Annotated in this window: 21 protein-coding genes and 2 tRNA genes; 6 read left to right on the forward strand and 17 right to left on the reverse strand. The window is 69.4% G+C overall.

Going from position 1 to position 26,646, the window contains the following annotated elements; translation table 11 throughout:
* The 11 genes from HMPREF0058_RS10735 to HMPREF0058_RS10785 all read right to left on the reverse strand — a co-directional run.
* Positions 1 to 941 (reverse strand): PrsW family intramembrane metalloprotease (locus HMPREF0058_RS10735; protein WP_248597022.1); only part of this gene is annotated, 941 nt, incomplete at its 3' end.
* Positions 938 to 1,606 carry a hypothetical protein gene (locus tag HMPREF0058_RS10740; RefSeq protein WP_006549824.1) on the reverse strand — a complete coding sequence of 223 codons (669 nt, stop codon included), beginning with the start codon at positions 1,604 to 1,606 and terminating at the stop codon, positions 938 to 940. The genes HMPREF0058_RS10735 and HMPREF0058_RS10740, both read right to left, overlap by 4 nt.
* Positions 1,603 to 2,793 (reverse strand): glycosyltransferase family 4 protein, encoded by a 1,191-nt coding sequence (locus HMPREF0058_RS10745; protein ID WP_006549825.1) that lies wholly within the window; start codon positions 2,791 to 2,793, stop codon positions 1,603 to 1,605. The genes HMPREF0058_RS10740 and HMPREF0058_RS10745 overlap by 4 nt, the downstream gene beginning before the upstream one ends.
* Positions 2,790 to 3,866, reverse strand: a complete 1,077-nt coding sequence (locus HMPREF0058_RS10750) for a phosphatidylinositol mannoside acyltransferase (protein WP_006549826.1) — start codon at positions 3,864 to 3,866, stop codon at positions 2,790 to 2,792. The genes HMPREF0058_RS10745 and HMPREF0058_RS10750 overlap by 4 nt, the downstream gene beginning before the upstream one ends.
* Positions 3,863 to 4,525: a phosphatidylinositol phosphate synthase gene (gene pgsA, locus HMPREF0058_RS10755; protein ID WP_006549827.1), complete on the reverse strand. Its 663-nt coding sequence runs from the start codon at positions 4,523 to 4,525 to the stop codon at positions 3,863 to 3,865. The genes HMPREF0058_RS10750 and pgsA overlap by 4 nt, the downstream gene beginning before the upstream one ends.
* 55 nt (positions 4,526 to 4,580) lie before the next feature.
* A complete protein-coding gene (locus HMPREF0058_RS10760; RefSeq protein ID WP_006549828.1) occupies positions 4,581 to 5,231 on the reverse strand; it encodes an HIT family protein in 651 nt (216 codons plus the stop codon).
* Positions 5,228 to 7,267: a threonine--tRNA ligase gene (gene thrS / locus HMPREF0058_RS10765; protein WP_006549829.1), complete on the reverse strand. Its 2,040-nt coding sequence runs from the start codon at positions 7,265 to 7,267 to the stop codon at positions 5,228 to 5,230. Before thrS ends, HMPREF0058_RS10760 begins: the two co-directional genes overlap by 4 nt.
* Positions 7,268 to 7,356: 89 nt before the next feature.
* The gene (locus HMPREF0058_RS10770; protein ID WP_006549830.1) at positions 7,357 to 8,340 is read right to left on the reverse strand and encodes a lipid II:glycine glycyltransferase FemX; all 984 of its coding nucleotides are present in this window, start codon (positions 8,338 to 8,340) and stop codon (positions 7,357 to 7,359) included.
* A gap of 192 nt (positions 8,341 to 8,532) precedes the next feature.
* Positions 8,533 to 9,762, reverse strand: coding sequence for a carboxylate--amine ligase (locus tag HMPREF0058_RS10775; protein ID WP_006549831.1), 1,230 nt, complete (start codon positions 9,760 to 9,762; stop codon positions 8,533 to 8,535).
* A 102-nt stretch (positions 9,763 to 9,864) separates the two neighbouring features.
* A tRNA-Val gene (locus tag HMPREF0058_RS10780) sits at positions 9,865 to 9,936 on the reverse strand.
* A 1-nt stretch (position 9,937) separates the two neighbouring features.
* Positions 9,938 to 10,010: transfer RNA gene (locus HMPREF0058_RS10785), tRNA-Gly, on the reverse strand.
* A gap of 131 nt (positions 10,011 to 10,141) precedes the next feature.
* Here HMPREF0058_RS10785 and glgX point away from each other — a divergent pair.
* On the forward strand, positions 10,142 to 12,364 hold the full coding sequence (gene glgX, locus HMPREF0058_RS10790; protein WP_006549832.1) for a glycogen debranching protein GlgX: 2,223 nt from the start codon (positions 10,142 to 10,144) through the stop codon (positions 12,362 to 12,364).
* Positions 12,365 to 12,375: 11 nt separating this feature from the next.
* Here the strand turns inward: glgX and HMPREF0058_RS10795 are convergent, their stop codons facing one another.
* On the reverse strand, positions 12,376 to 13,629 hold the full coding sequence (locus tag HMPREF0058_RS10795; RefSeq protein WP_006549833.1) for a carboxylate--amine ligase: 1,254 nt from the start codon (positions 13,627 to 13,629) through the stop codon (positions 12,376 to 12,378).
* Between the two features lie 217 nt (positions 13,630 to 13,846).
* Between HMPREF0058_RS10795 and HMPREF0058_RS10800 the strand changes: the two genes are divergently transcribed.
* Together HMPREF0058_RS10800 and HMPREF0058_RS10805 are read left to right on the forward strand one after the other, a co-directional pair.
* Entirely contained in the window at positions 13,847 to 14,395 is a 549-nt protein-coding gene (locus tag HMPREF0058_RS10800; RefSeq protein ID WP_048684504.1) for a DUF3000 domain-containing protein, read from the forward strand.
* Positions 14,392 to 15,687 (forward strand): HRDC domain-containing protein, encoded by a 1,296-nt coding sequence (locus tag HMPREF0058_RS10805; protein WP_006549835.1) that lies wholly within the window; start codon positions 14,392 to 14,394, stop codon positions 15,685 to 15,687. The genes HMPREF0058_RS10800 and HMPREF0058_RS10805 overlap by 4 nt, the downstream gene beginning before the upstream one ends.
* A gap of 84 nt (positions 15,688 to 15,771) precedes the next feature.
* On the opposite strand, the gene pflA is transcribed toward HMPREF0058_RS10805, so the two are convergent.
* The 4 genes from pflA to dxs all read right to left on the reverse strand — a co-directional run bounded on the left by pflA (position 15,772) and on the right by dxs (position 21,458).
* Complete coding sequence (pflA, locus tag HMPREF0058_RS10810) at positions 15,772 to 16,656, reverse strand: pyruvate formate-lyase-activating protein (RefSeq protein WP_006549836.1); 885 nt, start codon at positions 16,654 to 16,656, stop codon at positions 15,772 to 15,774.
* 25 nt (positions 16,657 to 16,681) lie between these two features.
* Positions 16,682 to 16,927: an autonomous glycyl radical cofactor GrcA2 gene (grcA2, locus tag HMPREF0058_RS10815; RefSeq protein WP_006549837.1), complete on the reverse strand. Its 246-nt coding sequence runs from the start codon at positions 16,925 to 16,927 to the stop codon at positions 16,682 to 16,684.
* An 89-nt stretch (positions 16,928 to 17,016) separates the two neighbouring features.
* Entirely contained in the window at positions 17,017 to 19,137 is a 2,121-nt protein-coding gene (gene pflB, locus HMPREF0058_RS10820; protein ID WP_006549838.1) for a formate C-acetyltransferase, read from the reverse strand.
* Positions 19,138 to 19,421: 284 nt separating this feature from the next.
* A complete protein-coding gene (dxs, locus tag HMPREF0058_RS10825; RefSeq protein ID WP_141560549.1) occupies positions 19,422 to 21,458 on the reverse strand; it encodes a 1-deoxy-D-xylulose-5-phosphate synthase in 2,037 nt (678 codons plus the stop codon).
* Between the two features lie 274 nt (positions 21,459 to 21,732).
* On the opposite strand from dxs, the gene HMPREF0058_RS10830 reads away from it, so the two are divergent.
* Both HMPREF0058_RS10830 and HMPREF0058_RS10835 read left to right on the forward strand, forming a co-directional pair.
* Positions 21,733 to 23,754 carry an alpha/beta hydrolase family protein gene (locus HMPREF0058_RS10830; RefSeq protein ID WP_006549840.1) on the forward strand — a complete coding sequence of 674 codons (2,022 nt, stop codon included), beginning with the start codon at positions 21,733 to 21,735 and terminating at the stop codon, positions 23,752 to 23,754.
* 5 nt (positions 23,755 to 23,759) lie between these two features.
* Entirely contained in the window at positions 23,760 to 25,667 is a 1,908-nt protein-coding gene (locus HMPREF0058_RS10835; protein WP_006549841.1) for a chloride channel protein, read from the forward strand.
* Here the strand turns inward: HMPREF0058_RS10835 and HMPREF0058_RS10840 are convergent.
* Complete coding sequence (locus HMPREF0058_RS10840) at positions 25,664 to 26,179, reverse strand: hypothetical protein (protein WP_006549842.1); 516 nt, start codon at positions 26,177 to 26,179, stop codon at positions 25,664 to 25,666. The genes HMPREF0058_RS10835 and HMPREF0058_RS10840 overlap by 4 nt on opposite strands.
* Before the next feature lie 112 nt (positions 26,180 to 26,291).
* Between HMPREF0058_RS10840 and HMPREF0058_RS12880 the strand changes: the two genes are divergently transcribed.
* On the forward strand, positions 26,292 to 26,646 hold a 355-nt coding region (locus tag HMPREF0058_RS12880; protein ID WP_439644176.1), incomplete at its 3' end, for a hypothetical protein.

Here is a 26,646-nt window from a genome sequence, read left to right on the forward strand (position 1 = left end):
CGCGTGGCCGTGGCCCGGCCGGCCCCGGTGGTGATCATCGTGATCTCCGCAGGCTCGTACCAGCCGGCGCGGGCATAGTCCGCCAGGCGCTGGCGCATCGTCATGCGCTCGCTCCAGCGTAACCAGACCACCAGGCCCACGCAGGCCAGGAAGAAGGGAACCTCCACCAGGAGGTAGAGGGAGGGGGCGGCCGAGAGCACGCCGTTCCAGAACGCGTGGAGGGCGACGGCGCCCACCAGCCCGCACGGCGTCATCCACACCCAGGCCACGGGCGAGCGCATCCGCGAGGCGAGCCCGATGGCCAGTCCCGTGCAGGCGGTGAAGGTGACGTGGGCGAAGGGCGAGGCGACTGCCCTCATGACGAAGGTCGCCATGAGCTGGTCACGGAACTGGACGAAGTAGAGGATGTTCTCAGCGAAGGCGAAGCCTGCCGCCACCACCGCCGCGTAGACGATCCCGTCCACCGGGCCGTTGAAGGAGCCTCGCCACACCAGGAAGATGATGAGGACTCCCAGCCCCTTAGTCATCTCCTCGATCAGGGGCGCGGAGACGATCGAGGCCACCAGGTCCCCACTGGCCACCGAGGCCGAGGCCGCCAGGACCGCCGTCGTCGTGTTGACCGCCAGAGAGATGACGGTGGCTACTCCCGCACCCCATAGAAAGGCCACGAGCAGGTTCGGGACCGGCTCGGGCTCCCACCGGTCGATCCACCGCACGGCCACCAGCACGATGCCTAGGGGGACCAAGGCCAGCAGGGCCGGCCAGATCATGGCAGCGCCGTCGCTGGCCTGGGCGTAGATGACGGCGAGCACGATCAGCAGTCCCACCCCGCCCAGGGCAGCCATGAGGTAGGCCACGACATCACGCACACGGCGACGCCGTAGCGCCTGAGGGCTGGACCAGCTCGCCCGCCGCTGACCGGTGGACGGGTCAAGGCTCACGGGGTCTCCCGGGCCGGGTCGGCGTCCTCAACGAGGTCGGCTGCTGGCAGGGGCGTGACGTCGTCGTCCATGTCCAAGGCCGCTGGCATGGGGGCGTGCCCGGCCAGGTGGGCCACGCGCACCAGGGTGCGAGCGCGCAGCTGACGGGCCTGGGCCACGTGGGTGTTGTGGAAACGGCGGGCGATGACCAAACGGTAGGAGCTGCGGTCCAGCCGGTCCAGGGCCTCACGCCCGGCCTCGGTCTGGCCGAGCTCCTGGCGGACTGGCTCGGACAGCACCGTGCGCAGGACCCGGGACAGGTCTGACTCTGCAGCCGCACGGCTACGTACCTGGGCGGCGGTCTCAGCCTCCGGGTCCAACCCGTCGTCAACCAGGGGGCCGCCAGCCTCCAGCGCCTCGTGCGCAGCCCGGGACACCAGGAGGGCCGAGGCCGGGTCCAGCAGGCCCAGGGAGGCGATCTCCGCGGCCGCCTGGGCACGGTGGACCAGCTGGGCCTCCAGGGTCGCGCGCGAGCCCAGGACCTGGCGGTGCAGGCGGTCGACCCGCAGGGCGTGGGCGTACAGGACCCACCCGGTCACGAGTACCACCAAAGCCAGGAGCGCCGTGACAAGGCCGGCCAGCTGCCACTGCGCCGTCTGCTCACCAGCAGCGATCACCTGGTTCATCGCTCCCCCACCTCCAAGGCGTCACGGATGCGGCCCACCACCGTACGCGCGCCCTTGGCCGCGGTCACACGCGTGTGCGCCGTGGACAGCGCCATGTCGTAGACGTCGAGGACGGCGTCGGTCACGGTCGACCAGTCGTAGCGGCCGACTACGCCGTCAGCCGCCTGGCGCCGGGCGCTAGCTGCCTCAGTATTGGTCAGGGTCTCCACGATGACCCGGGCCAGGTCCTGGCTGTCCTCGTTGCGGAACAGCGCGCCGTAACGGCCCTGGCCCAGGACGTCGGAGAAGGCGGTCAGGTCTGAGGCGATGACGTGGCTGCCTGCCGCCATGGCCTCCACGAGCACGATCCCGAAGGACTCTCCCCCTGTCTGCGGCGCCACGTAGCAGGTCGAGGAGGCCAGCATGGCGGCCTTGTCCTCGTCGCTGACCCCACCGAGGAAGACCACGTGCTCACCCCAGGGCGCCAGCTGCTCACGCACCTCACCGGCCTCGCCACGTCCGGCGATGAGGAAGCGGGCGCCGGGCACGGCCTCCAGCACGGTCGGAATCGCCCCGGCCAGGACGGACAGGCCCTTGCGAGGCTCGTCCAGGCGCCCGAGGAAGCTGATCGTGGGCGCCTGGTCGGTGCCGGCGAAGCGCGGATCGTCATCGGGCGCGCTGGCGAAGGGGGCGACGTTGACGCCGTTGGGGATGACGACGGCGTCGCCACCGTGGAAGTGGACCAGGGTGCGCCGGGCCTCTTCGGAGACCGCGATCCGGGCCGTGATCCGCTCCAGGAGCGGAGCCATGACCGGTGAGACCAGCTCACGAGCGATCGAGCGGTCCATGGCGGCGTGGAAGGTCGCCACCACCGGCGCCTGGGCGGCCTGGAGGACGAGCATCCCCACGCTGGGGGTGATGGGCTCGTGGATATGGACCAGGTCGAAGTCGCCAGCCTCGAGCCAGCGCCTGGCCCGCCGGGCCACCAGCGCCCCGAAGTTGAGCCTGGCCACGGAGCCGTTGTAGGGAATGGCCACGGAGTCGCCCGCGCTGGTCACCCAGTCGGGCAGCTCCAGGTCCACCGAGGCCGGCGCCAGGACCTGGACCTCGTGGCCACGGCGGATGAGCTCACCGGCCAGGTCCATCACGTGCACCTGGACACCGCCGTGGGCGTCCATGGAGTAGGGGCACACCAGCCCGATCCTCATGACTCCTCCTCATCCACGCGGCCGGTACCCCCAACCGTCTGCGAGGCCTGGCTCGCAGCCTCCCTCGCGCGGGAGCGGGCCAGACGCTCCTGGTCCAGATCGGCATCGAAGACGGCCTGGAGCATGTGCCAGTCGACGGCGTGGCGGGTCAGCCCGGGCTCCAGGGCAGCAGCCCACGCACGCGTCCAGGCGGCCACCACCTGGCGGTCGCGAGCCCTGGTGCTCGTGGCCTCACCGCTCTCGGCCACCGGCGGGACCTGGGGGCGCTCCACCTTGGTCAGGACCAGCTCCACGCCCCATGCTCCGCCCGCGCGACGCCGTCGCTCGCCGTGCAGGCGCTCGTAGGACACCGTGGCCACGTACAGGGGCAGGTCCAGACGGTGTGCGATGGCCGCCGGACCTGCCGCCACATGTGCGACCTCACCGGCCAGCTCCACCTCGATGCCTGAGGAGGACAGGTCCCGGTCGGCCAGCAGCGCGACGACGTAGCGGCCCTCGCCTGCGGCCGAGACCAGCTCGTCAAAGACCTTTTGCCCGCGGGCCTGCCCGATGATCCTCATGCCCAGGCCCTGGCGGAAGGCCACGAACTGCTCGAAGAGGTCCTGTGGCTCCAGCTTCTCGGCCACGGTGAGCACGGGAGCCAGGACACGGCTGGCCCAGGCCCCCACGAGGTCCCAGTTACCCATGTGGGGCAGGGCCACCACGATGCTGCCGCGCTCCAGGTCCGCCTGCAGCCGGGGGTCCAGGACCGCTCGCACCCGGGCGTCCACCTGCGTCGGGCTCAGTCCTCGCAGGGCAAAGACCTCATAGAAGTAGCGCATGTAGGAGCGCATGCCCGCCCGCGTCGCCGCCTCCAGGTCTCCTCGTGAGGTCCCCTCGGGCAGCAGACGGGCGAGGTTGCCACGCAGCTGAGGCACGCCGCCAGTGCGAGCGTTGCCCGCGAAGCCAGACAACCGCTGTACCGCCCAGGCCACGTCCGCCCCCAGGTGGAAGGCACCGTAGCCTACCCGCGCATGCAGGCGCGGGACCCAGCGCCAGGCCAGGCGATAGAGGTCCTCGGCTCCCAGGCTCACCGCTGGTGCTCCTGGTCAGGCTGGCCCTCACGACCGTCGCCGCGTGCCAGGAGCTGGCTGCGCACCGTGAGCACGCGCTGCACCACTGTGATCAAGGAGGCTGCCGCCACCAGGACCAGGGCCGCCGTCAGCACCCACGTCGGCGCTCCCAGGCCGACCACGAAGGTGGCCAGCAGAGCCACGACCAATCGATCCGTGCGCTCTGCGATCCCGATCGAGGCGGTGGCACCCACCGACTCCGCCCTGGCCCGGGCGTAGGGGACGGCCGCTGCCAGCACCACACAGGCCAGGGCGGCGCCGAGCGTGAGAGTGCGCTGCGTGCCCTCGGGCAGGTGCAGCCCCGCCCAGGCCGCCAGCGAGGCGAAGACGGCGCCGTCGGCCAGGCGGTCCAGGGTCGAGTCCAGGAAGGCGCCGAAGACCGAGGTCCGTCCGGTGGCGCGGGCGAGGATCCCGTCGAAGGAGTCCGCCACGAGCACCAGGGCCGCCAGCACCGGTCCCAGGATGAAGTGGCCCTGGGGCAGGGTGGCCACCGCCACCGCCACCGAGGCAATCGTGCCGGTGACGGTCAGCATGTTGGGGGTGATCCCGATCTTCGCCATAGCGAGGGCGGGTGTGGTGAACAGGGCCTTGGTCAGGCCACGTCCGTGCTGTCCGAGCATGTCTTCCTTGGGATCGGGGTGGGTCGACGGCGGGGCGGGGCAGGAGCCTCAGGCCTCACCGGGGACTGGGGTTGTCAGGGTCAGCGCCCCACGCCTGGGCGAGCAGCTCACGCTGCTCGCCCAGGAGCTGGGGCACAGGCTTCGTCTTGCCGATGATGGGCATGAAATTCGCGTCCCCCGTCCACCGGGGCACGATGTGCTGGTGGAGGTGCGCCGCGATCCCGGCACCTGCCACCTGTCCCTGGTTCATCCCCAGGTTGAATCCGTGGGGGTGGCTGACCTGGCGTACCACCTCCATGGCACGGGCGGTCAGCTCACTGATCTCCGCGCGCTCGGCGGCGGTGGCCTCGGTCCAGTCTGCGATGTGGCGGTAGGGGCACACGAGCAGGTGGCCGGTGTTGTAGGGGTAGAGGTTCATCAGCACGTACGCCCTCTCGCCCCGATGGACGATGAGGGAGTCCTCGTCGCCGCGACCGGGCGCGGCGCAGAAGGGGCAGCTGTGGCTGGAGGAGTCAGCCGGCTTGTCCTGCCCGCCGATGTAGACCATGCGGTGCGGGGTCCACAGGCGGCCGAAGGGGTCAGGGGCGTCAGCGTGCTGGAAGGGGGCCTGGATCGTGACCGGTCCGAGTGGACCGTCCACGACGGTGCCGGGCAGGTCCGTCAGGTCTGCCCGGCCTGCGTCGTCGGCCGCAGCGTGCTCACTCATCGGGCGAGCTTCTCCCCCGCCGGGTCGTTGACCTTGCGGGCGATGACGTCGGCGATGTGCTCGATCGCCTCGTCCACCGGCACGCCGTTGGTCTGCTCGCCGTCACGGAAGCGGAAGGAGACGGCGCCAGCCTCAGCGTCCTCACCACCGGCGATGAGGGTGAAGGGGACCTTCTCCTTGGAGGCGTTGCGGATCTTCTTACCGAAGCGGTCGTCGGACAGGTCCGTCTCCACGCGCACGCCCCGCTCGCGCAGCCTGGCGGCGACCTGCGTGACGTAGTCGTCGAAGGCCTCGGCCACCGGGATCAGACGCACCTGGACCGGGGCTAGCCAGGCCGGGAAGGCCCCGGCGTAGTGCTCGGTGAGCACGCCGATGAAGCGCTCGACGCTGCCGAGCTTGGCCGAGTGGAGCATGATCGGGCGCTGGTGGGAGCCGTCCGCGGCGGTGTACTCCAGGTCGAAGCGCTCGGGCTGGTTGAAGTCGTACTGGATCGTCGACATCTGCCAGGTGCGGCCGATGGCGTCCTTGACCTGGACGGAGACCTTGGGGCCGTAGAAGGCGGCGCCGCCCGGGTCAGGCACGAGGTCGAGGCCCGTGGAGGCGCAGACCTGGGACAGGGTGCGGGTGGCCGCCTCCCAGTCCTCGTCCGAGCCGATGAACTTGTCCTTCTTGGCCCCGTCCTCGTCGCGGGTGGACAGCTCCAGGTAGAAGTCCGTCAGGCCGAAGGCCTTGAGGATCGAGATAAAGAACTCGATCTGCTTCTTGATCTCCTCCGGAGCCTGCTCGCGTGTGCAGTAGGTGTGGGAGTCGTCCTGGGTGAAGCCGCGCATGCGAGTCAGGCCGTGGACCACGCCGGACTTCTCGTAGCGGTAGTCGTGTCCCATCTCGAACAGCCGCAGCGGCAGCTCACGGTAGGAGCGTCCGCGCGAGCGGAAGATGAGGTTGTGCATGGGGCAGTTCATGGCCTTGAGGTAGTACTCCTGGCCGGCCTTGGTCACGTTGCCCTCGGCGTCGGTCTCCTCGTCGGCGAGCATCGGCGGGAACATCGTGTCCGCGTAGTAGGGCAGGTGACCCGAGGTGTGGAACAGGCCCGCCTTGGTGATCTCCGGGGTGTGGACAAAGTCGAAGCCGGCCCGCTCGTGGCGCTCGATGACGTACTTCTCGATCTCGTGGCGCAGCATGCCGCCCTTGGGGTGGAAGACGACCAGACCCGGGCCGATCTCCTCAGGGAAGGAGAACAGGTCCAGCTCGGCCCCGAGCTTGCGGTGGTCGCGCTTGGCGGCCTCGGCCAGGCGGGTCTGGTAGGCCTTGAGATCCTCCTTGGAGGCCCAGGCAGTGCCGTAGATGCGCTGGAGGGAGTCGCCGTGCTGGTCACCCTTCCAGTAGGCCGAGGAGGACTTGGTCAGGGCGAAGCCCTGGCCGATCAGCTTGGTGGAGGGCAGGTGCGGGCCGCGGCACAGGTCCTTCCAGGCCACCTCGCCGTTCCTGCGCACGTTGTCGTAGATGGTCAGGCCGCCGGCGCCGACCTCCACGCTGGCCGAGGCCTCAGCGCCCTTGCCCTTGGTGTCGATGAGCTCGAGCTTGTAGGGCTGGTCGGCCAGCTCGACGCGTCCCTCCTCCTCGCTGATCTCACGGCGGACGAAGGACTGCCCCTCCTTGACGATGCGCTTCATGCGCTTCTCGATGTCCTTGAGCAGCTCCGGGGTCACGGCGTCGATATTGCCGAAGTCGTAGTAGAAGCCGTCGGTGATGAAGGGTCCGATGCCGAGGTTGACCTCGGGGAAGATCTCCTGGACGGCCTGGGCCATGACGTGGGTGGCGCTGTGGCGCAGGATGTTGAGACCGTCCTGGCTGGCCAGCGTAATGGGCTCGACGACGGCGCCGGTGTGAAGCTCGCGGGACAGGTCCCACGGCTCGCCGTCGACCTTCATCGCCACGACGTCGCGGTCGCCCTCGAACAGGGTCGTTCCCGTGGTGCCCTCCTCGATGATGCGCTCGGCGCCGTCGAGGGTGATGGTCAGTTGCTGGGGTGACACGGGTACTCCTTCAGGTAGGCGGCGCGGGCTGTACTGGTGCTCGCGCGTACGCACCGGATCATAGCCAGTGGCGCCACCGTGCCGCTGCCTCAGACTCCCAGGCGCCGCCTGACCAGGTGACGGCCCCGGCGAGCCAGGCTCAGGAGCCGGTAGGTGGCCGGGCGCAGGTAGACGTCCCAGGCGCCGTCGACCTCCGTGGGAGCCTGGGCAAAGCGTCGCTTGTAACGGCCTACGGAGTACAGCTCCGGTACCCGGGAGGACTCCGCCCCCATGAGGTCCAGCCCTTCCTTGCCCTCGGCTGCCATGGTGCACGCCACAGCCCAGTCCAGCGCCTCCGCGCCGCGGAAGCCGCGGGACTCGTCCGAGGAGGCGCCATAGTAGGCCGTAGCCATCGTGCCCGAGACCGTCACCAGGTCCCAGCAGTGCGCGACGCCGTCGCGACGCAGCACGAACAGCCGCGCGTGCTCGCTGCCCAGCTGGGTGAGCATGTCCCAGTAGACCTGTGAGGGATGGGCCCGGAAGCCGTCACGCCGCGCCGTAGCGAGCATGACCTGGTAGACCTCCTCGAACTGCTCACGGCTCAGGCCGGTCTCCTCGGCGATGACGCAGCCGGCCTCACGAGCCACGCGCTCGGCCCGGCGCACACCACGGCGCCCGTCCTTTGGCATCGCCTGGCTGATCGCCTGCGGCGTGCCGGGCCGCAGGTCGATGACGTAGGTGCGGTCATAGGTGATCGAAGCCATGAGGGGGTGGGTGTCGCGGGCCTGGAAGCGGGCGTGCATCCGGATGAAGACGATCCGAGGCTCGCGCCTGCGCACCTCGGCCACCAGCAGGCGCCGGAGCTCGGCCTCGCGCTGCGGGCTCTGCTCCTTGAGCCAGACCGGCCCTCGTTTGGCCCACAGGTAGGGTTGTCCGGCGATCTCGTAACGGTAGAGCGCGAGGACGGCCACCGGCTTGTCCTCGATCATGTAGGCGTAGCGCCCGAAGAGCGGGTGCTCCTGGCTGGCCTCGAAGGCCTCCCAGACCTGAAGCTGTTCGACAGGGGCCGGGGTGCAGCCGACGGCGATCCGCATCTGACGAGCATCAAGCGGTACCAGGCGCGCCGTCTCGGCAGAGGAAGACCCCCCCCCAGACGTCTCGGCAGAGGCAGGGTACGAGGGCATCAGGATCTCTCCTCCGGGCATGTAGTGACCGGCCCATGGTATGGCAGCCGTAGGAGCCCCACCAATCCTCCCCGAGGAGGAGTCGCCCCCGCCTCAGGGGGCCTACCCGCGTCGCAGCAGGGGCCGGGGCCGGTAGCGGTGGAACTTGCGATCGTGGTTGAGCCTCTGAGCAGCCAGGATGACCCGACGCCGCAGCGACTTCTCGGCAGGATCCTGCAGAGGATCGACGGCGTGGCAGGCCAGGCGCAGCACGCGCCTGCGCAGCTGGCGGTCACGGACCTGGTGGAGGATGAGGTGGATGGGTACCAAGGTGTAAAGAACTTCTTGGCACGCCTGCCTGCGCGGCCCCGGGCGGCCATCGACCAGGTCCTCGATCATGGGCACCATGGGATTGACCCCGGCAGCGGTCATGTAGTAGCTGTTGCGGCCGATGCGGGGATTGACTTCGAAGAAGACGGCCTGCCCAGTGCGGGGATCAACCTTGAGGTCAAAGTTGGCGAATCCCCGGTACCCGCTGGAGGCGAGCAAGGACTCCACGCCCGCCCACAGCTCGGGGTAGGGCTCGGTGATCATGGCCACCGGGTTGCCGATGAGGCTCGGCGCGTGGTCCTCCAGGAGCACCCGGGCCGATCCGATCATCGTGACCTCGCCCGTGGAGGCCACATAGGCCGTCACCGAGCGCATCGCGTCATCCTCGCCCGGGATACGCTCCTGAATGAGGAAGGTGGAGGCGAACCCCGCCTCGCGCAGGTCCTGCCACAGCCGGCGCAGCTGGTCAGGAGTGTCGATCTGGTAGATCTTGCGCTTGGAGGGGAAGCTCAGGGCGTCCCAGTCCGCCCCGACGGCCGGCTTGCCGATCAGGGGAAAGTCGATCCCCACCTCAGGGTCCCCCGCTGCCAGCTGGCTGCCACGGACCACGACCTGTCGCGGCGTGGTCAGCCCGTGCTCGGCGCAGGCACGAGCGAAAGCCACCTTGTCGCTCAGCGCGTCCATGGCCTCCAGGCTCGGGAAGGGAACGACGTACTGCGGTTCGAGCTCGTGACGATGGCGGGCCAGGAAGCTTGCCGCCCAGTCCCAGTTGCCGATGACGACGGCGCTACGCGGCCCACGACCGTCGACCAGGCTGCGCAGGGTGTCCATCAGGGCCGTCTGGTCGGCATAGCCCTGGTTGATGACGTCGATGTAGCAGGACAGGGCAATCGCCTGGACCGGGCTGGGAGAGATGAGCCGGACCCGTTGTCCGGTCGCCTCGTGCAGCTGGCGGGCCAGGGCGTAGGCACCCGTGTCTCCGCCCAGCACCACGGGAAGAATGTCAGGGCGAACGGCGGGCATACGGTGTGCAGTCAGCTGTCAGTCCTCCGGCCATGAGGTCGTCGTCAGGTCGATCGAGCCAGGTTAAGGAAAACCCCGGACGCGGGTCCGGGGCAACTACCGTGGGCGATACTGGGATCGAACCAGTGACCTCTTCCGTGTCAGGGAAGCGCGCTCCCGCTGCGCCAATCGCCCGAGCGGATGACGGGACTCGAACCCGCGACCCTCACCTTGGCAAGGTGATGCTCTACCAACTGAGCCACATCCGCGTGGCACCCTCATCGGGTGCGGAGAAAAAGTTAGCAGGTCATTGACCTGGCCGCCAAATCCCATGAGTGTGACTCCTCACCTAGTCGCGTGGTCCGCTGCACACAATCCTCACACGTGACAGGCTTGGCCTATGTCGTCTGCCACCACCGCCCCTGAACCCTGGGCGCCACAGGTGTGGCCCGGACGGGCTTATCCGCTGGGCGCTACCTTCGATGGATCGGGCACGAACTTCGCCCTGTTCTCCTCCCTCGCCCAGGCCGTGGACCTGTGCCTGTTCGACGGGGAGGGCCACGAGACCCGCGTGGCACTGACTGAGGTGGACGCCAACGTCTGGCACTGCTACCTGCCCTGGGTGCGCCCCGGTCAGCACTACGGATTCCGGGTCACCGGCCCCTATGACCCCGCCGCAGGGCACCGGTGCGACGCCTCGAAGCTGTTGCTCGACCCCTACGCCAAGGCGATCTCGGGCCATGTGACCCCCTCCCCCTCGCTGTACTCCTACAGCTTCGAGGACCCTTCGGCCCGCAACGAGGAGGACTCAGCCCCCGCCACGATGCGCTCGGTGGTCACCTCCCCCTTCTTCGACTGGGGCCACGACCGTCCCCCGGCCCGCGCCTACCACGACACCGTCATCTACGAGGCCCACGTCAAGGGCATGACCCGCCTGCACCCCCTGGTGCCCGAGGAGCTGCGGGGGACCTACGCTGGCCTGGCCCACCCCGCGGTCATCAGCTACCTCACGGACCTGGGCGTCACAGCGATCGAGCTCATGCCGGTCCATCAGTTCGTCAACGACACCCACCTGCAGGAGAAGGGGCTGTCCAACTACTGGGGCTACAACACCATCGGCTTCTTCGCCCCGCACAACGCCTACGCCGCCTACGGCAGCGACGGCCAGCAGGTCCAGGAGTTCAAGGCCCTGGTCAAGGCCATGCACGAGGCCGGTATCGAGGTGATCCTCGACGTCGTCTACAACCACACCGCCGAGGGCAACCACATGGGTCCCACCCTGTCCTTCCGCGGCATCGACAACGCCGCCTACTACCGGCTGGTCGACGACGACCGGGCCCATTACTTCGACACCACCGGCACGGGCAACTCCCTGCTCATGCGCTCCCCCGCCGTCCTTCAGCTCATCATGGACTCGCTGCGCTACTGGGTCACCGACATGCATGTCGACGGGTTCCGCTTCGACCTGGCCTCGACCCTGGCCCGGCAGTTCGCCGAGGTCGACAAGCTCAGCGCCTTCTTCGACATCATCCACCAGGACCCAATCCTCTCCCAGGTCAAGCTCATTGCCGAGCCCTGGGACGTGGGAGAAGGCGGTTACCAGGTCGGCGGCTTCCCTCAGCTGTGGAGCGAGTGGAACGGCAAGTACCGTGACACGGTCCGCGACTTCTGGCGCGGGGAGCCCTCAACGCTGGGCGAGTTCGCCTCGCGCCTGACCGGCTCGTCCGACCTCTACCAGCACTCCGGGCGCACCCCGGTAGCCAGCATCAACTTTGTCACGGCCCATGACGGCTTCACCCTGGCCGACCTGGTCTCCTACAACTCCAAGCACAACGAGGCCAACGGCGAGGGCGGAGCCGACGGCGACTCCAACAACCGTTCGTGGAACTGTGGGGTCGAGGGGCCCACCGATGATCCCGCGGTGCTCGACCTGCGCCGTCGCCAGGTCCGCAATTTCCTCGCGACCGTGCTCTTTAGCCAGGGTGTCCCCATGATCTGCCACGGCGACGAGCTCGGGCGCAGCCAGGGTGGCAACAACAACACCTACTGCCAGGACAACGAGACCAGCTGGGTGAGCTGGGACCTGGATGAGGAGGCCAAGCAGCTCCATGACTTCACCCGCCAGATGGTCCGCCTGCGCCGCGACCACCCGGTGATGCGCCGTCGTCGTTTCTTCTCCGGCGACGCCGGGCACGGCGGAGAGTCAGCGCTGGGCGAGATCGCCTGGCTGCGCCCCTCGGGCGAGCGCATGACCGATGCTGACTGGGGTACCTGGTACGCCCGCGCCATGGCCGTCTTCCTCAACGGCGGAGCGATTGCCGAGCCTGATGAGCGCGGCCAGCGCCTGGTGGACGATTCCTTCCTCGTCCTCATCAACGCCTCGCCCGACGACATCGAGTTCACCCTGCCCGGCGCCGACTACGCCGCGGCCTGGAGCGTCGAGCTGGACACCGCCCCCACCGAGCGCCTGGAGCCAGGCTCGACCCATGAGGCCGGCGCAGTCATCACCGTTGAGGCGCGCTCGATGACCTTCTTGTCCGCACCAACCTGCGAGTCCGGGACGCTCGCGGCTGTCCCGGTCCCTCCCAGGACTGACGCCAGCCCGCAGACCGCCGACAGCTGACAGGGAGCGGCCTAGAACTTGGTGCGCATATGCTCGAAGTTGATCCGCGCCCACATCCGCTGAACCAGGCGGTCCTCGCGGTTGAGCAGAGGATTGGCCCAGGTCCCCTCAGCGAAAAAGGGCTCCAGGCGCCGGCGCAGCGCAGGGTCGCCCGCCTCACGTAGGGCCACGGCCGCCGGCACCATGGAGAAGAGGAAGGGGCGGTCCGCGGCGCGCTCGGCGTCGCTGAGTGAGGTCGCCACGTCCCGGCCTAAGACATAGTGGTCAACAAGAGGCCGGACAAAGGGGCAGCCGGCCAGCGTCACGTAGTAGGAGTTACGGCCCGGGCGGGTGTTGACCTCCAGGAAATGGGGGTTGCCCTGGGCATCGTCCATGACGTCGAAGTTCGCGTAGCCGCTGTAGCCGGTCTCGCGGATGAAGCGGCGCGCGTGGTCCAGAAGGTCCTGGCGCCTGCGGTCACCCAGGATGACCAGGGGGTTGCCCACGCCCTTGGCTGAGCGGTCCTGGACGACGACGTCGCCGGAGACGGCCATACGGACCTCACCGCGGGCGTCGGCAAAGACCGTGAGGGTGTGCAGCGAGGTATCCGCCGTCGAGAGCACCTCCTGGATGATGAGGCTGTGGTGGTAGCCCGAGGCCTCGACCTGGGCACTTACCCGAACCAGCTCCTCGTAGGACCCCAGCGTGTAGACCTTGTGCTTGTCCTCAATATCGGCGTAGTGCCAGTCCGCGGAGTTCGACGGCTTGACGATGAGGGGGAAGTCCGCGCCGCGCAGCTGCTCGACCCCACCGAGCACCTCCAGCCCGGAGTCGGTGACCTCCTGTGCCACCTGGCCGAAGGGCAGGACCCAGGTGCGCGGATAAGGGATCCCCAGACGCTGGCACAGCGCGTAGAAGCGGTCCTTCTGCGTCAAGCGGTCCAGCAGGTCGAAGTCGATGACCGGGACCGCGTACCCCCAGGCCTCCAGGTCCGCCCTGTTCTTGGCCAGGGTACGAGCGTGCCAGTCGCTGGCACCGGAGAGCACGAGCGGCCGAGTGCCATCGGGGATCCTCCCGGCCTGCTCACGCAGCGCCCGCAGCAGGGTCTCCTCCTGGTCCAGCCCGTCGATGACGGTGTAGGAGGTGAAGCGGCTGGTGGAGGTGTAACGGATGTCGGCCGAGGCCAGGACGGTCGAGGTCAGGCCGTAGACCTCGTGGAACTGCCGGGCGTAGGAGTAGCCGAGGGTGTCTGCTCCCAGAAGCACAGGATGAAACTGCGGCGCCATACTCCCAATACTCCGTTCCACGACGGTCACGTCACTGTCGGACGCCGGCAACGTTGGCTGTCACCGGCGACTCACTGTAACCCATCGGTGCACCTGCTCCCTGAGGCGGCGTGGGAGCCACCGCCAGGGGCAGGTACGCCGCTAGCCTGGCCCGGTGACCCCACCGTCGACCACCAGCGTCTCGCCGCCGCTCGATGCCCGTGCCGATCAGGAGACGATCCCGGAGCGCTTTGAGCAGGCGCTGCTGTCCCTGCGTCACGCCCCTCGTGCGCGCGGGCTCATCCTCGATGAGGTCCCTGCTCCACGACGGATAGCGCCCTACGCCGCTGCACTGACGGCAGAGACCACCCTGACCCTCGATGGCGCCCCGGAGGCCTCCGGGCGTTTCGTTGTGCTGCACGACCCTGCGGGTCAGGATGCCTGGGACGGGGACTTCCGCCTGGTGGTCATGGCCCGTGCCCGGCTCGACGACGAGGTGGGCACCGACCCGTTACTCGGCTCAGCAGTGTGGTCCTGGCTCGCGGACGCGCTGGACTCGGCCGGCGCCGGGCACCGAGCACTGGTGGGCACGGTCACCCGGGTCCTGTCCGAGACCTTCGGAGGTCTTGAGCTCACGGACGCCTGCGCCCACGCCGAGATCCGGGCCTCCTGGTCACCCACCACCCCGGACCTGGGACCGCATCTGCAGGCCTGGTACGAGCTCATCCACCTGGCTGCCGGCCACGAGCCTGAGCTGGCCACCTCACTCCACCTGGCAGGCCGGTGAGCACCGTGTCCGCCTCCTCTCCCCTGCCCGTGGCCCACCCAGGCACCACCGACAACCCCGTCCCGTCTGCCGAGGTACGTGACTACGTCCATCCGCACGAAGGGCTGCCACCGGTCACTGACTCCCCGGAGCTGCTCTCCCAGGCTGCCGACTGCCTGGCAGCCGGTCATGGGCCGGTCGCCGTCGACGCCGAACGCGCCTCGGGCTTCCGCTACGGCCAGGACGCCTACCTCATCCAGCTGCGCCGCGAGGGTGCCGGGACCTTCCTGGTGGACCCGGTCACGGCCGGGGACATGAGCGCACTGGCAGCCGCCCTGGACGGCCCCGAGTGGATCCTGCACGCTGCGGACCAGGACCTGCCGTGCCTGAGCGCCCTTGGCCTGCACCCTCGTTCCCTGTTCGACACTGAGCTAGCCGCCCGGCTCCTGGGACGGGCCCGGGTCGGGCTGGGCGCCGTCGTCGAGGAGACCCTGGGCCTGCGGCTGGCCAAGGACCACGCGGCCGCGGACTGGTCCACCCGGCCACTCCCGCGCACCTGGCTCGTGTACGCCGCGCTCGACGTCGAGCTCCTAGCCGACCTGCGCGTGGCGCTCGGTGCCGAGCTAGAGGAGGCAGGCAAGGCTGAGTGGGCTCGCCAAGAGTTCGATTACGAGCGCACTCGTCCACCGCGTCCAGCCAAGATCGACCCCTGGCGCAAGACGCCCCGGGCTGGGCGAGCCATGCGCTCGGCGCGGTCCCTGGCGGTGCTGCGAGAGGTATGGACGGCGCGAGAGGAGCTGGCTCAGCAGCTGGATCGCACACCCTCGAAGGTGCTTCCCCACAGCGCCGTCGTCGCCGCGGCCGTCGCCCGTCCTACCTCCAGGCGCAAGCTGGCTGCGCTCAAGGAGTTCTCCTCCCGCCAGGCCCGCCTCAACCAGGAGGTGTGGTGGCGCGCGGTCGAGAAGGCGCTCGAGCTTCCTGAGGACCAGCTGCCGGCGATGCACGCTGCGCTCGCCCCGGGCGAGCTGCCCCAGCCGCGCTCGTGGGCACGTCACCACAGTGAGGCAGCCATCGCCCTGGATGAGGTGCGTGGTGCCGTACGTCAGCGCGCCGAGCAGCTGCGCGTGCCCCAGGAACTGCTGCTCGCACCGGACACGCAGCGTCATCTCGCCTGGCAGATCGGCGAGGAGGAGGCGGCCGGCCACGTGCCTGACGTCTCGGTCATCGCGGTGGCCCGACGTCTGGAAGAGCTGGGAGCACGGCCGTGGCAGGTCGAGCAGACGGCGGCCCAGCTCTCCGACGCCCTGGCCTGATCCGAGGCTGACTCACGCCTCGATCCAGCCACCGCACTGCCTGAGAGCGGCGGCAGGCCGGAACCTGCCACCGCGCCGAACCGGTCAGTGGACCGTGAAGCCGTGGGAGCGGAAGACCTCCCGGGTGGACTCCACCAGCTCCGGCGAGGGCGGGGGGACGTCGCGCAGGGTGTAGTTCAGTCCCAGCGCGTCCCACTTATCCGTGCCCATCTGGTGGAAAGGCAGGACCTCGACCCGCGAGACCACGTTCCTCCACCGCTCGATGATCTGGGCGACCTTCTCGATATTCTCCGGGTCATCAGTCAGTCCCGGCACGAGCACGAAGCGCGCCCAGATCTCGATGCCCTTGGCCGCCAGGCGGTCACCGAAGGCGATCGTGGGGGCGAGCTGGCGTCCGGTGACCCGTTTGTAGGTCTCCTCGTCCCCGCTCTTGACGTCGAGCAGCACCAGGTCGACGTTGTCGAGCATCTCGTCGCTGGCGTTGGCGCCGAGGAACCCGGAGGTGTCGATGCAGGTATGGATCCCCATCTTCTTGGCACCCTCCAGCAGCCTGCCCGCAAAGGCGGGCTGCATGAGCACCTCTCCTCCGGACAGGGTGATGCCGCCCTTGGAGGCGCGGAAGACACCGCGGTAGCGCCTCATGCGCCGCAGCAGCTCCTCAGCCTCCACCGGCTCACCGTCCTTCATAAGGAAGGTGTCCGGGTTGTGGCAGTACTGGCAGCGCAGCGGGCAGCCGTTGAGGAAGACGGTCATCCGTGTGCCGGGGCCGTCCACCGCCGTGACCAGCTCCCAGGAGTGGATCGAGCCGAGCGAGCCGTCGCGCATCCGGGCCAGACGGTCCGAACGCTCGATGTCGCTCAGCTCCTCAAGTCCTCCGATGCCCGCCCCGCGCAAGCGGGCGGCCGGGGCCAGGAAGTCCTGGTCCCGGCCGCCCGATGCTGCAGGGGCAGAAGTGTCAGTAGTGCTCATCTGGCTTCTTCAACCCCGTACCGGCTCAGGCGCCGGCGTGGAAGGTGCGGTTGAGGACGTCAAGCTGCTGCTCACGGGTGAGCTTGACGAAGTTGACGGCGTAGCCGGAGACGCGAACGGTGAGGTTCGGGTAGTTCTCCGGGTGCTCCATCGCGTCCTCGAGGGTGTTGCGGTCCAGGACGTTGATGTTGGCGTGGTACAGGCCCTTGACGCCGCCGTTGTCCTCGCGCTGAGCCTTCATCGAGGCGAGGCGCTCTTCGTACGTGGCCATGAGTGGCCCCTTTCATTCAAGTGGTGTGTTTCGACACGAGTGTCGAGTGGTTGTCCTGCCCGCCGGCCGGCGGGTGGACGCATGAGGGATCAGGCCTCGGCGGAGTCCTCGGGAACGAAGCCCGCGTCGAGGATGCCCACGAGGTTGGACACGCGCTCGTCGAGCGTGCGGCCCAGGCCCTGCGGGGTGATCGTGTTGGTGAGAGAGATGCCGTCGAGGGCGTCGTTGTAGTCGAGCTTGCCCACGCTCAGCATGGAGGCCACCATGCCGTGGGTGTCCATGCCGTTCTCCGGGTTGGCACCGGGGGCGAAGGGGGTGCCCTTCTGGTGACCCGAGGGGAAGGCACCGGTGGCCTTGCCGTAGACGACGTTCGAGGTGATCGTCAGGACCGACTGGGTCGGGATCGCGTCACGGTAGAAAGGCTGAGCCTTGATCTTGGACATGATCGTGTGGACCACGGTAGCCGCGATCTCGTCGGCGCGGTCGTCGTCGTTACCGTAGATCGGGAAGTCACCCTCGGTGACGTAGTCCACCACGAGGCCGGTCTCGTCGCGCACCGGCGTGACCTTGGCGTACTTGATGGCGGACAGCGAGTCAGCCACGATGGACAGGCCCGCGATACCGCAGCCCATGGTGCGCACGATCTCAGAGTCGTGCAGCGCCATCTCGATCGCCTCGTAGGCGTAACGGTCGTGGCAGTAGTGGATGATGTTGAGGGCCTCGACGTAGGTGGCCACCACCCAGTCGAGCATCTTCTCGTACTTGTCCCAGACCTCGTCGAAGTCGAGCGGGCCGTCGCCCTCGATGCCGGGCAGGCCGGTGACAACCTGCTTGCCGGTCATCTCGTCGCGGCCGCCATTGATGGCGTACAGCAGCGCCTTGGCGGAGTTGACGCGGGCGCCGAAGAACTGCATCTGCTTGCCCACGCGCATCGGGGACACGCAGCAGGCGATCGCGGCGTCGTCGCCCCAGTGCTCACGGATCTGCTCGTCAGCCTCGTACTGGATGGAGGAGGTCGTGATCGAGATCAGCGCACAGAAGTCCTTGTAGCCCTGCGGCAGCTTCTCGTCCCAGAAGATCGTGATGTTCGGCTCGGGGGCCGGGCCGAGGTTGCGCAGGGTCTGCAGCAGACGGAAGGAGGTCTTGGTGACCAGCGGGCGGCCGTCCTCACCGAAGCCGGCGTCAGACCAGGTGGCCCAGTAGGGGTCACCGGAGAAGATCTGGTCGTAGTCGGTGGTGCGCAGGAAGCGGGTGATGCGCAGCTTCATGACGAAGTTGTCGATGAGCTCCTGGGCGTAGGTCTCGTCGATGACGCCCTCGCGCAGGTCGCGCTCGAAGTAGATGTCCAGGAAGGCCGACAGGCGACCGATGGACATGGCGGCGCCGTCCTGGGACTTGACGGAGGCCAGGTAGGCGAAGTAGGTCCACTGGACAGCCTCGTGGGCGTCCTTGGCCGGGCCCGAGATGTCAAAGCCGTAGGAGTCGGCCATGACCTTGAGCTTCTTCAGGGCCTTGATCTGCTCGGCGTGCTCCTCGCGGTAGCGGGCCCAGTGCTCGGAGAAGGGCTTGTCCGCGACGGCGTCCTTGGCCTTCTGCTTCTCCTCGATGAGGTAGTCGACGCCGTACAGGGCCACACGACGGTAGTCACCGATGATGCGGCCGCGTCCGTAGGCGTCGGGCAGACCGGTGATGATGTGGGAGGAGCGGGCGGCGCGGATGCGCGGGGTGTAGATGTCGAAGACCGCGTCGTTGTGGGTCTTGCGGTAGCGGGTGAAGATCTTCTGGACCTCGGGGTCGATCTCCTTACCCGCCTCCTTGATGGCCTGGGCCACCATGCGCCAGCCGCCGTTGGGCATCATGGCGCGCTTGAGCGGGGAGTCGGTCTGCAGGCCGACGACGACGTCGTCGTCCTCGGAGATGTAGCCGGCCGGGAAGGCGTCAATGTCCGACGGCGTGTGGGTGTCGACGTCGAGGATGCGGACCTTGCGCTCCTCCTTGAGGTAGTTCTCCTCCAGGGTGTCCCACAGGCGCAGGGTCTTGTCGGTCGCACCGGCAAGGAACGAGGCGTCGCCGTCGTAGGGGGTGTAGTTGCGCTGGATGAAGTCGCGGACGTCGATGCCCTGCGACCAGGAGCCCTTGACGAACCCCTCCCATGCGTCGCGGCTGGTGCTCTCGTCCGCGGTGGCGGATGCTGTGACCTCGGTGGTCATCCGTGCCCTCCTGTAGGTGGGTGGCGGCTGGCCACCCGATGGTGTCCGCCCTTGTGGGGCGCTGCGGCACGTCCTCGCGCCGTCGCTACCAGGGTATGCGTCCGCGTGGCCCAGGTGAACCTTTCACACGGTCGAAGCCGGTGGGATCACTCACAGGGGAATCGTTAGGCACTCCGTCCTACTCCCCTGCCGTCACGCGTCCGTGACGCAAGCCTCAGACCGGGAGCGCGATGACAGGACAAACCGGACCTTGGTCCCATGCGTCGACGGCGTCCGCCAGATCCTCAGGCGCTGCGCGTGCGCACGATCCGCCGTGCGGCCCGGGCAACGCCGTCGGCGTCCATTCCGAAGTCAGCCAGCAGCTGGTCGCGCGAGGCCGTGGTCAAGAAGCGACGCGGCACGCCGATACGCGCCACGAGCGGCGGGCGCTCAGCCCCCAGGGCCACCTCGCCGTCGCCCTGAGAGCCGGTCCACCGCTCCTCCAGCGCGTCACGCAGCTGGGAGCCGATACCACCTTCCACCAGCCCGTCCTCCACCACGACGGCGCCGCGGCAGCGCGCGACAAGGTCGACCAGGGTCTGCGGCACCGGGATCGCCCAGCGTGGGCTGACCACGAGCACCGGCTCACCCTGCTCGGCCAGCCGGACGCCGGCCTGGAGGGCGGCAGGAACCATCGCCCCGATACCGACGATGACCACCGCGCCGGACACGTCCCCCTGGGTGGAGTCGGCCAGCACGTCGAGCGCCTCGAAGGGATGATCGGGGTCACCGATCGTGCGTAGGACCGGCTGGGGCGCAGGAAGCGCTCCCTTGGCGTAACGCAGGACGGTCGGTCCGTCCTGGGTCGCCACCGCCGTGCGCAGCGCCTGGCGCAGGGTCTGCTCGTCACGGGGCGCGGCCAGCCGCAGGCCTGGCACGTGAGACAGCAAGGCCATGTCCCACATCCCGTTGTGGCTGGCGCCGTCCGTGCCGGTCAGGCCCGCACGGTCCAGGACCACCGTCACCCCAGCCCAGTGGAGAGCGACGTCCATGAGGAGCTGGTCAAAGGCACGATTGAGGAAGGTGGCATACAGCGCGACCACCGGGTGCATACCCGCGAAGGCCATGCCAGCGGCCGCCGTGAGCGCGTGCTGCTCCGCGATCCCGACGTCGATGACGCGCTCGGGCATCGCGTCCGCCAGGGGCTGGAGCCCAACCGGTTGCTGCATGGCAGCCGTGACGCCGACGATCCGCTCGTCGCGGCGGGCCAGCTCCAGGACCTCCTCGGCGAAGACGGCAGTCCAGCCGAAGCGCTCGGGCACCACCGGCAGCCCGGTCTCCGGGTGGATCCTGCCCACCGCGTGGAAACGGTCAGCCATGTCCTCCTCGGCCGGGGTGTAGCCACGGCCCTTCTGCGTGATGACGTGGACGATGACTGGCTCGGCGTACTCACGGGCCCGGGTCAGCGCGAACTCCAGGGCCGTCTCATCGTGCCCGTCCACCGGGCCGGTGTACTTGATCCCCAGGTCCTCGAAGAAGGCGGAGGGTACCAGCACGTCCTTCAGGCCCCGCTTGAGCCCGTGCAGGGCGTCATAGGCAGCGCGTCCCGGCGCTCCCTGGCTCAGCAGCCCCTTCTTGACGGTTGACAGCATCCGCTCGTAGCCGGGGTTGGTACGCAGTGCGTCCAGGTGGTGGGCGAGCCCGCCGATGGTGGGGGCGTAGGAGCGGCCGTTGTCGTTGACGACGATGACCAGGTGCTTGTCCACCGAGTCCGCGATGTTGTTCAGGGCCTCCCAGGCCATGCCGCCAGTCATGGCGCCGTCACCGATCACCGCCACCACGTGCCGGTCCTCGCGGTGGGCCAGGTGGTTGGCCCGGGCGATCCCGTCAGCCCAGGACAGGGCGGTCGAGGCGTGGGAGTTCTCCACCACGTCATGAACCGACTCCGAGCGCGCCGGGTAGCCGGAGACCCCGCCACGCTCACGCAGGTGGCTGAAGTCCTGGCGTCCGGTGAGCAGCTTGTGCACGTAGGCCTGGTGCCCGGTGTCGAAGACGATGGTGTCGCGAGGAGAGCTGAAGACCCGGTGCACCGCCAGCGTCAGCTCGACCACACCGAGGTTGGGGCCCAGGTGGCCGCCGGTGCGGGCCACCGTGGCCACCAGGTACTCGCGGATCTCCTGCGCCAGGGCGGTGAGGTCGTCGCTGGTCAGGCGCCGCAGGTCACTGGGGCACCTGATCGAGGACAGCAACGGCGTGGCCGGCAGGTCCTGGCACGCCTGGACGTGCGCACCGCCACGCACGTGCTCCTGGCCCGAGCCGGGAGCCTGGGTGCTCAGGTTCATCGCCGTCGTCCTCCCGATTGGTCCCTGCCCGCGCATGAGGTGCCCATGCGCGGGGCTGGCGTGGCTGCCGCCTGTCATCGGCCGCCGAGGTGCACCTGCAGGGTCGGTGGCCAGACACCACAGCATAGGCGCTGAGTGACCACCCCTGCTCCCGCGGCGCATGCTGTGTGTCACCCAGGGGACACGCAGGGCACGTAGGGTATGGCATGGCACGCGTCACGCGGCCTCCTCACGGCCCGACGCGACGCACCAGCCCAACGGACAGGAGCAACTCATGAGCACCACCGCCCCCTTCGGCACCTGGCCCTCGCCCATCTCACCAGGCACGATCACCACCCGCACGGTGACCCTGTCACAGGTGCGCGTGGACGGCCCGGACACCTACTGGGTCGAGCAGCGCGCCTCCCAGGCAGGGCGCCAGGTCCTGCTGCGCCGTGACGGTGACGGCCAGGTCGGCGAGGTCCTGCCGCTCACGCCCTCCGACGAGCTGGTGGACGTGCGCACCGGCGTCCACGAGTACGGCGGACGCGCCTACGCCGTCGACTCGGGCATCATCGTCGTCTCCCACGCCGGGGACGGCCGGCTCTACCGCTACGACGTCAACCACCGTCTGCGCGGCCTGGTACCGCTGACGATCTACGGGGACGTGCGTCACGGGGACCTGGAGATCGACACCGCCCGCGGGCTGGTCTACGCCGTGCGCGAGGACCACCGCGGGGGCGGCGAGTCGGTCAACACCCTCGTCGCCGTCCCCCTGGACGGCTCGGCCGCACGCGACGACTCGCCCGTGCGCACCCTCGTATCGGGCACGGACTTCGTCACCTCTCCCACGCTGTCCCCCGACGGCGAGCACCTGGCCTGGATCACCTGGAACCACCCCTCGATGCCCTGGGACGAGGCGGTTCTCCACGTCGGCGACCTCCAGCCGGACGGCACCATCGGCTCCCAGACCGTGCTGGACGGGGGCGAGGGGCACTCCGTGTCCGAGCCGCGCTGGACCGAGGAGTGCGACCTGGTCCACGTCGCCAACGGCTCGGGCTTCTGGAACCTCTACCGCACCGAGGGGTTCCCCCGCCGCGGTACCAACCGCGAGGGGTGGACCCGCCAGCTGCGCACCCGTCCCCTCCACCCGGCCGAGGCCACTTTCACCTTCCCGGCCTGGCAGCTGGGTCCGCACCACTTCGACGTCCTGGACGGCGAGCACCTCATCGCCTCCTGGGCCCGCGACGCCGTGTGGCACCTGGGCACCATCCGTCTGGCCAACGGCGAGCTGGAGGAGTGGAACGTGGGCTGGCAGCCGTTGGGCAACGTCGCCTCGTCCTCCTCGGGGCGGGTGGTCATGCTGGCCAGCAACGAGCACTGCCTGCCGGCCATCGTCGAGGTCGGTCACGGCGGCGTGCAGGTCCTGCGTGACTCCGGCGAGCTGGACCCGGAGTCGATCGGGATCTCCTTCCCCGAGGCGGTGTCCTGGCCGAGCTCCGACGGCGCCACCGCACACGGCTTCTTCTATCCTCCGGCCTCGGCCGGCTACACCGGGCCGGACGGTGATCTCCCTCCCCTGATCGTCAACGTCCACGGCGGGCCGACGGCGGCCTCGCGCCCGGGCTACGACCTGCGCGTGCAGTACTGGACCAGCCGCGGATTCGCCTACCTCGACGTCAACTACCGCGGCTCGACCGGCTACGGCAGCTCCTACCGCAAGGCGCTTAACGGCGCCTGGGGGCTGGTCGACGTCGACGACGTCGTCAGTGGCGCCCGGTACCTGGCTGAGCAGGGCCTGGTGGATCCCAGCCGCATGGCGGTGCGAGGTTCCTCGGCCGGTGGCTTCACCGTGCTGTCCAGCCTCATCCGCTCCGACGTCTTCTCCGCCGCCACCTCCAGCTTCGGGGTCACGGACCTGGCACAGATGGCTCGCACGACCCACAAGTTCGAGTCGCGCTACATCCACACCCTGGTGGGTGCCACGGATACCGAGGACCCGGTCCTGGCCGAGCGCTCCCCGATCTCCCACGTCAGCGACATCCACGCCCCGCTGCTGCTCCTGCAGGGCAGCGAGGACCCGATCGTCCCGGCTGACCAGGCCACGACCCTCTACCGGGCCGTGGCCGACCAGGGCCTGCCGGTGGCCCTGGAGGTCTTCCAGGGCGAGGGCCACGGGTTCCGCTCGGCGTCCAACATCCACCGGGCCCTGGAGGCCGAGCTCAGCTTCTACACCCAGGTCTGGCACCTGCCGGTCACTGAGGAGCTGCGCACCGCGGTACGCGTGGACAACCTCGATCCCGCCAGGCAGGACTGAGCCAGGTGCCTGGGCACGAACTGCCCCAGGGTTCTGGCCGTCCCCGCCTGCGCCAGCGCGCCGCAGCCGACGCCCTGGCCATCCTGCGTTACCACCGCTCTGGCCTGTACAGCCTGGCGGTCCTGGTAGGCCTGGCAGCGGGAGCCGGTGCGATCTGCTTCCGGCTGGGTATCGACGCCTGGGCGCAGCTGCTGACCGGCAGCCACGCCCCGGCTACCAGCCCGGCAGGTGGCGGTCTGCTGTCCTTCGCAGGGGGCTGGTTCCTCCTGCTGGTACCAGTGGTCTCGGGCCTGATCGTCGGACCGCTCATGGCATGGCTCGGGCCCACTCCCACCGGTCACGGCGTGGCGGGAGTCATCTGGTCTGCGCGCCGCAGGGACGGCGCTATGGCTCCCCGCGCGGCCACGGCCAGCGTCGTGGCCGCGGCCCTGACCATCGGCGGTGGCGGCTCAGTCGGCCCTGAAGGACCCATCGCCGAGCTCGGTGCCTCCACCGCTTCGCTCGCCGGACGTCGGATGGGCTTGCCGAGCCGGTGGGTGCGGATGCTGGCTGCAGCAGGCACGGCCGCCGGCGTCGCGGCCGCCTTCAACGCCCCGCTGGCTGGTGCCTTCTTCGCCATGGAGGTCATCCTCCTGGACTTCACGGTTGACGCCTTCGCCTTCGTGGTCCTGGCTTGCGTCTCCTCCACCGTCCTGTCCCACCAGGTGCTCGGTGAGGCGGTGACGATGCCTCTTCCTGAGCTCGACCTGGCCGGGGACGCCCGCCTGGGCTGGGTCGCCCTACTGGGCGTGGTCGGCGGCGTCGTCGGCGTCGTCTTCTCCCGCTGCCGCTACCTCATGGCCGACGCCGCAGCCTGGCTGTGGCGGGTGACCCACCTGCCGATATGGGCCCGCCCGGCGCTGGGAGGGCTCACGGTTGGCGCCCTGCTCATGATCTGGCCGCAGTCCTACGGGGAGTCCTCCGCGGTCCTGTCCACGATCCTGGACGGCGGCTACAGCGCCGGGGCGCTGGTGGGGCTCATGAGCCTGAAGATCGTGGCCACGAGCCTCACCCTGGCGGTGGGCTTCGCCGGCGGGGTCTTCGCCCCCTCGCTCTTCATCGGGGGCGCCCTGGGAGCCGCCTTCGGCCTGGCGCTGGTCCCCGACCACCCTTCAGCAGCCGCGGTCTTCGGAGTCATCGGGATGGGCGCGGTCTTCACCGGTGCCGCACGGGCTCCGATCACCGCCGTCGTCCTCATCATCGAGATGACCTCGCAGTACTCCCTGCTCACCCCCCTCATGCTGGCCAGCGTGCTGGCCACCTTCGCCAGCAGGTTCCTGACCCGCACGACGATCTACACCGAGGAGCTGCGCCGCCGCGGGGAGGACGTGGAGGACCCGCTCGCCTCGACCCTGGTCGGGCGTGCCACGGCACGGCGGCTCATGTCCTCACCGCCGGCCGTATTGCTGGCCAGCGACCGCCTCACCCACGCCGCGCGGGTGCTCCAGGCCTCCGGCTCCTCAGTCCTGCCCGTGGTCGACGACGCCGTGGCGCCCGGTGCCGGGAGCCTGGGCTCCCTCCTGGGCTGCGTCAGCGCGGTCCAGATCGCCGAGACCCTGGCGGAGCCGGACCACAGCCGCGCCAAGACGCTGGGCGAGCTGCGGCTGACCCACGAGAAGGTCGACGAGCACGAGGAAGCCACCGCCGTCCTCGCCCTGCTCTCACGCAGCCACGCTGACGGGGTGCCGGTCGTGCGCGGGCCTGGCGCCAGCGGCGGCGCGGCCTCGTGCCAGCTCGTCGGCTGGATCTCCCAGCAGGACATGGTTCGCCGCCTCTACCGTCACCAGCGCGCGGCCCAGGAGGCGGCCGCCAGCCGCACCTCACTAGGTGCACGCGTGCAGCGCCGGCTGCGCCGTCGCCTCTCCTCGCGCTAGCCCTGGCGCCGGGTCAGCTCCTCCCGACGCTCAGCGGCCACGACGATGCGCCGCGGGTCGCTCATCCACATCCACACCGCGGCCACGGCCGGCAGGAGGAGAGGCAGGAAGGCGAGGCGACGTCCGCCGTCGGCCCACACGCTGGAGTCCAGGCCAGGCGCCGTGCCGGTCCACGTCAGCAGGCCGAAGAGCAGCGCGCCGGTGAGCAGGGCGGTCAGGCTCATCCACCCCACCATGCGCATCCGCCGACCGTTGTGGGCCACGCATACAGCCGCCAGCAGGTAGAGGATCCCCGCCGCCACGTCGAGGGAGTCGACCACAGGGGTCTGGGTGGGGCGGCGGATGAGGTCCACGGCCGAGGGTGCCAGCACGAGGGCTCCGAGAACTGCCAGGGCCACCACCAGCAGGCGGCTCCAGCCCCGTGCCGGACGACGATGGTCCTCGACGGTGCGCACCACGAGGGGCTGGTCGCCGGCTGCCTCGTGATGCGACGTTGCTCCAGGTCGCTCCATCGTGCCCGTGTCCTCCTCAACCTCACCTCACGCCGTGCCACGCCCAGCGCCGGCCACGGTCGTGCCCAGCCACGTCACCGACTGTGCGGCCCAGGACACTACCATTGCCGGGGTGAGCACCACACAGAGCGCGCCCAGCAGCGCCAGCCAGACCACTTTGTCCCTGACCAGCCTTCCTGCGAACCAGGTCCAGGCCCAGACCATCGTCCTAGCGGCCGTGCGTGAGGCAGGCACCTCGCCTCGCGCACGAGTGCTGACCGACGGCGTCGACACCTCCGGCCTGGACGTGGAGGCCTTGGAGCAGACCCTGTCCGCTCTCGGCTACACCGCAGGCCTGGACGAGGTCGTGCGCCTGCACTCGCGCGGCCTGGGTGAGGTCACCGCCGCCACCCTGCTCGTGGTGGGCACGGGCACGGACCTGGAGCTGGCCGCGCAGGCCGACGCCGACGCCGTGGCCCTGGGCGGTA

The organism is Actinomyces urogenitalis DSM 15434, from assembly GCF_000159035.1.
Taxonomy (GTDB): Bacteria; Actinomycetota; Actinomycetes; order Actinomycetales; family Actinomycetaceae; genus Actinomyces; species Actinomyces urogenitalis.

Coding starts and splice junctions, on each gene's coding strand:
- HMPREF0058_RS10740 (WP_006549824.1), bottom strand. CDS start 1,606: ATGAACCAGGTGATCGCTGCTGGTGAGCAGACGGCGCAGTGGCAGCTG.
- HMPREF0058_RS10745 (WP_006549825.1), bottom strand. CDS start 2,793: ATGAGGATCGGGCTGGTGTGCCCCTACTCCATGGACGCCCACGGCGGT.
- pgsA (WP_006549827.1), bottom strand. CDS start 4,525: ATGCTCGGACAGCACGGACGTGGCCTGACCAAGGCCCTGTTCACCACA.
- HMPREF0058_RS10760 (WP_006549828.1), bottom strand. CDS start 5,231: ATGAGTGAGCACGCTGCGGCCGACGACGCAGGCCGGGCAGACCTGACG.
- HMPREF0058_RS10770 (WP_006549830.1), bottom strand. CDS start 8,340: ATGCGGATCGCCGTCGGCTGCACCCCGGCCCCTGTCGAACAGCTTCAG.
- HMPREF0058_RS10775 (WP_006549831.1), bottom strand. CDS start 9,762: ATGCCCGCCGTTCGCCCTGACATTCTTCCCGTGGTGCTGGGCGGAGAC.
- glgX (WP_006549832.1), top strand. CDS start 10,142: ATGTCGTCTGCCACCACCGCCCCTGAACCCTGGGCGCCACAGGTGTGG.
- HMPREF0058_RS10795 (WP_006549833.1), bottom strand. CDS start 13,629: ATGGCGCCGCAGTTTCATCCTGTGCTTCTGGGAGCAGACACCCTCGGC.
- pflA (WP_006549836.1), bottom strand. CDS start 16,656: ATGAGCACTACTGACACTTCTGCCCCTGCAGCATCGGGCGGCCGGGAC.
- grcA2 (WP_006549837.1), bottom strand. CDS start 16,927: ATGGCCACGTACGAAGAGCGCCTCGCCTCGATGAAGGCTCAGCGCGAG.
- pflB (WP_006549838.1), bottom strand. CDS start 19,137: ATGACCACCGAGGTCACAGCATCCGCCACCGCGGACGAGAGCACCAGC.
- dxs (WP_141560549.1), bottom strand. CDS start 21,458: ATGAACCTGAGCACCCAGGCTCCCGGCTCGGGCCAGGAGCACGTGCGT.
- HMPREF0058_RS10830 (WP_006549840.1), top strand. CDS start 21,733: ATGAGCACCACCGCCCCCTTCGGCACCTGGCCCTCGCCCATCTCACCA.
- HMPREF0058_RS10840 (WP_006549842.1), bottom strand. CDS start 26,179: ATGGAGCGACCTGGAGCAACGTCGCATCACGAGGCAGCCGGCGACCAG.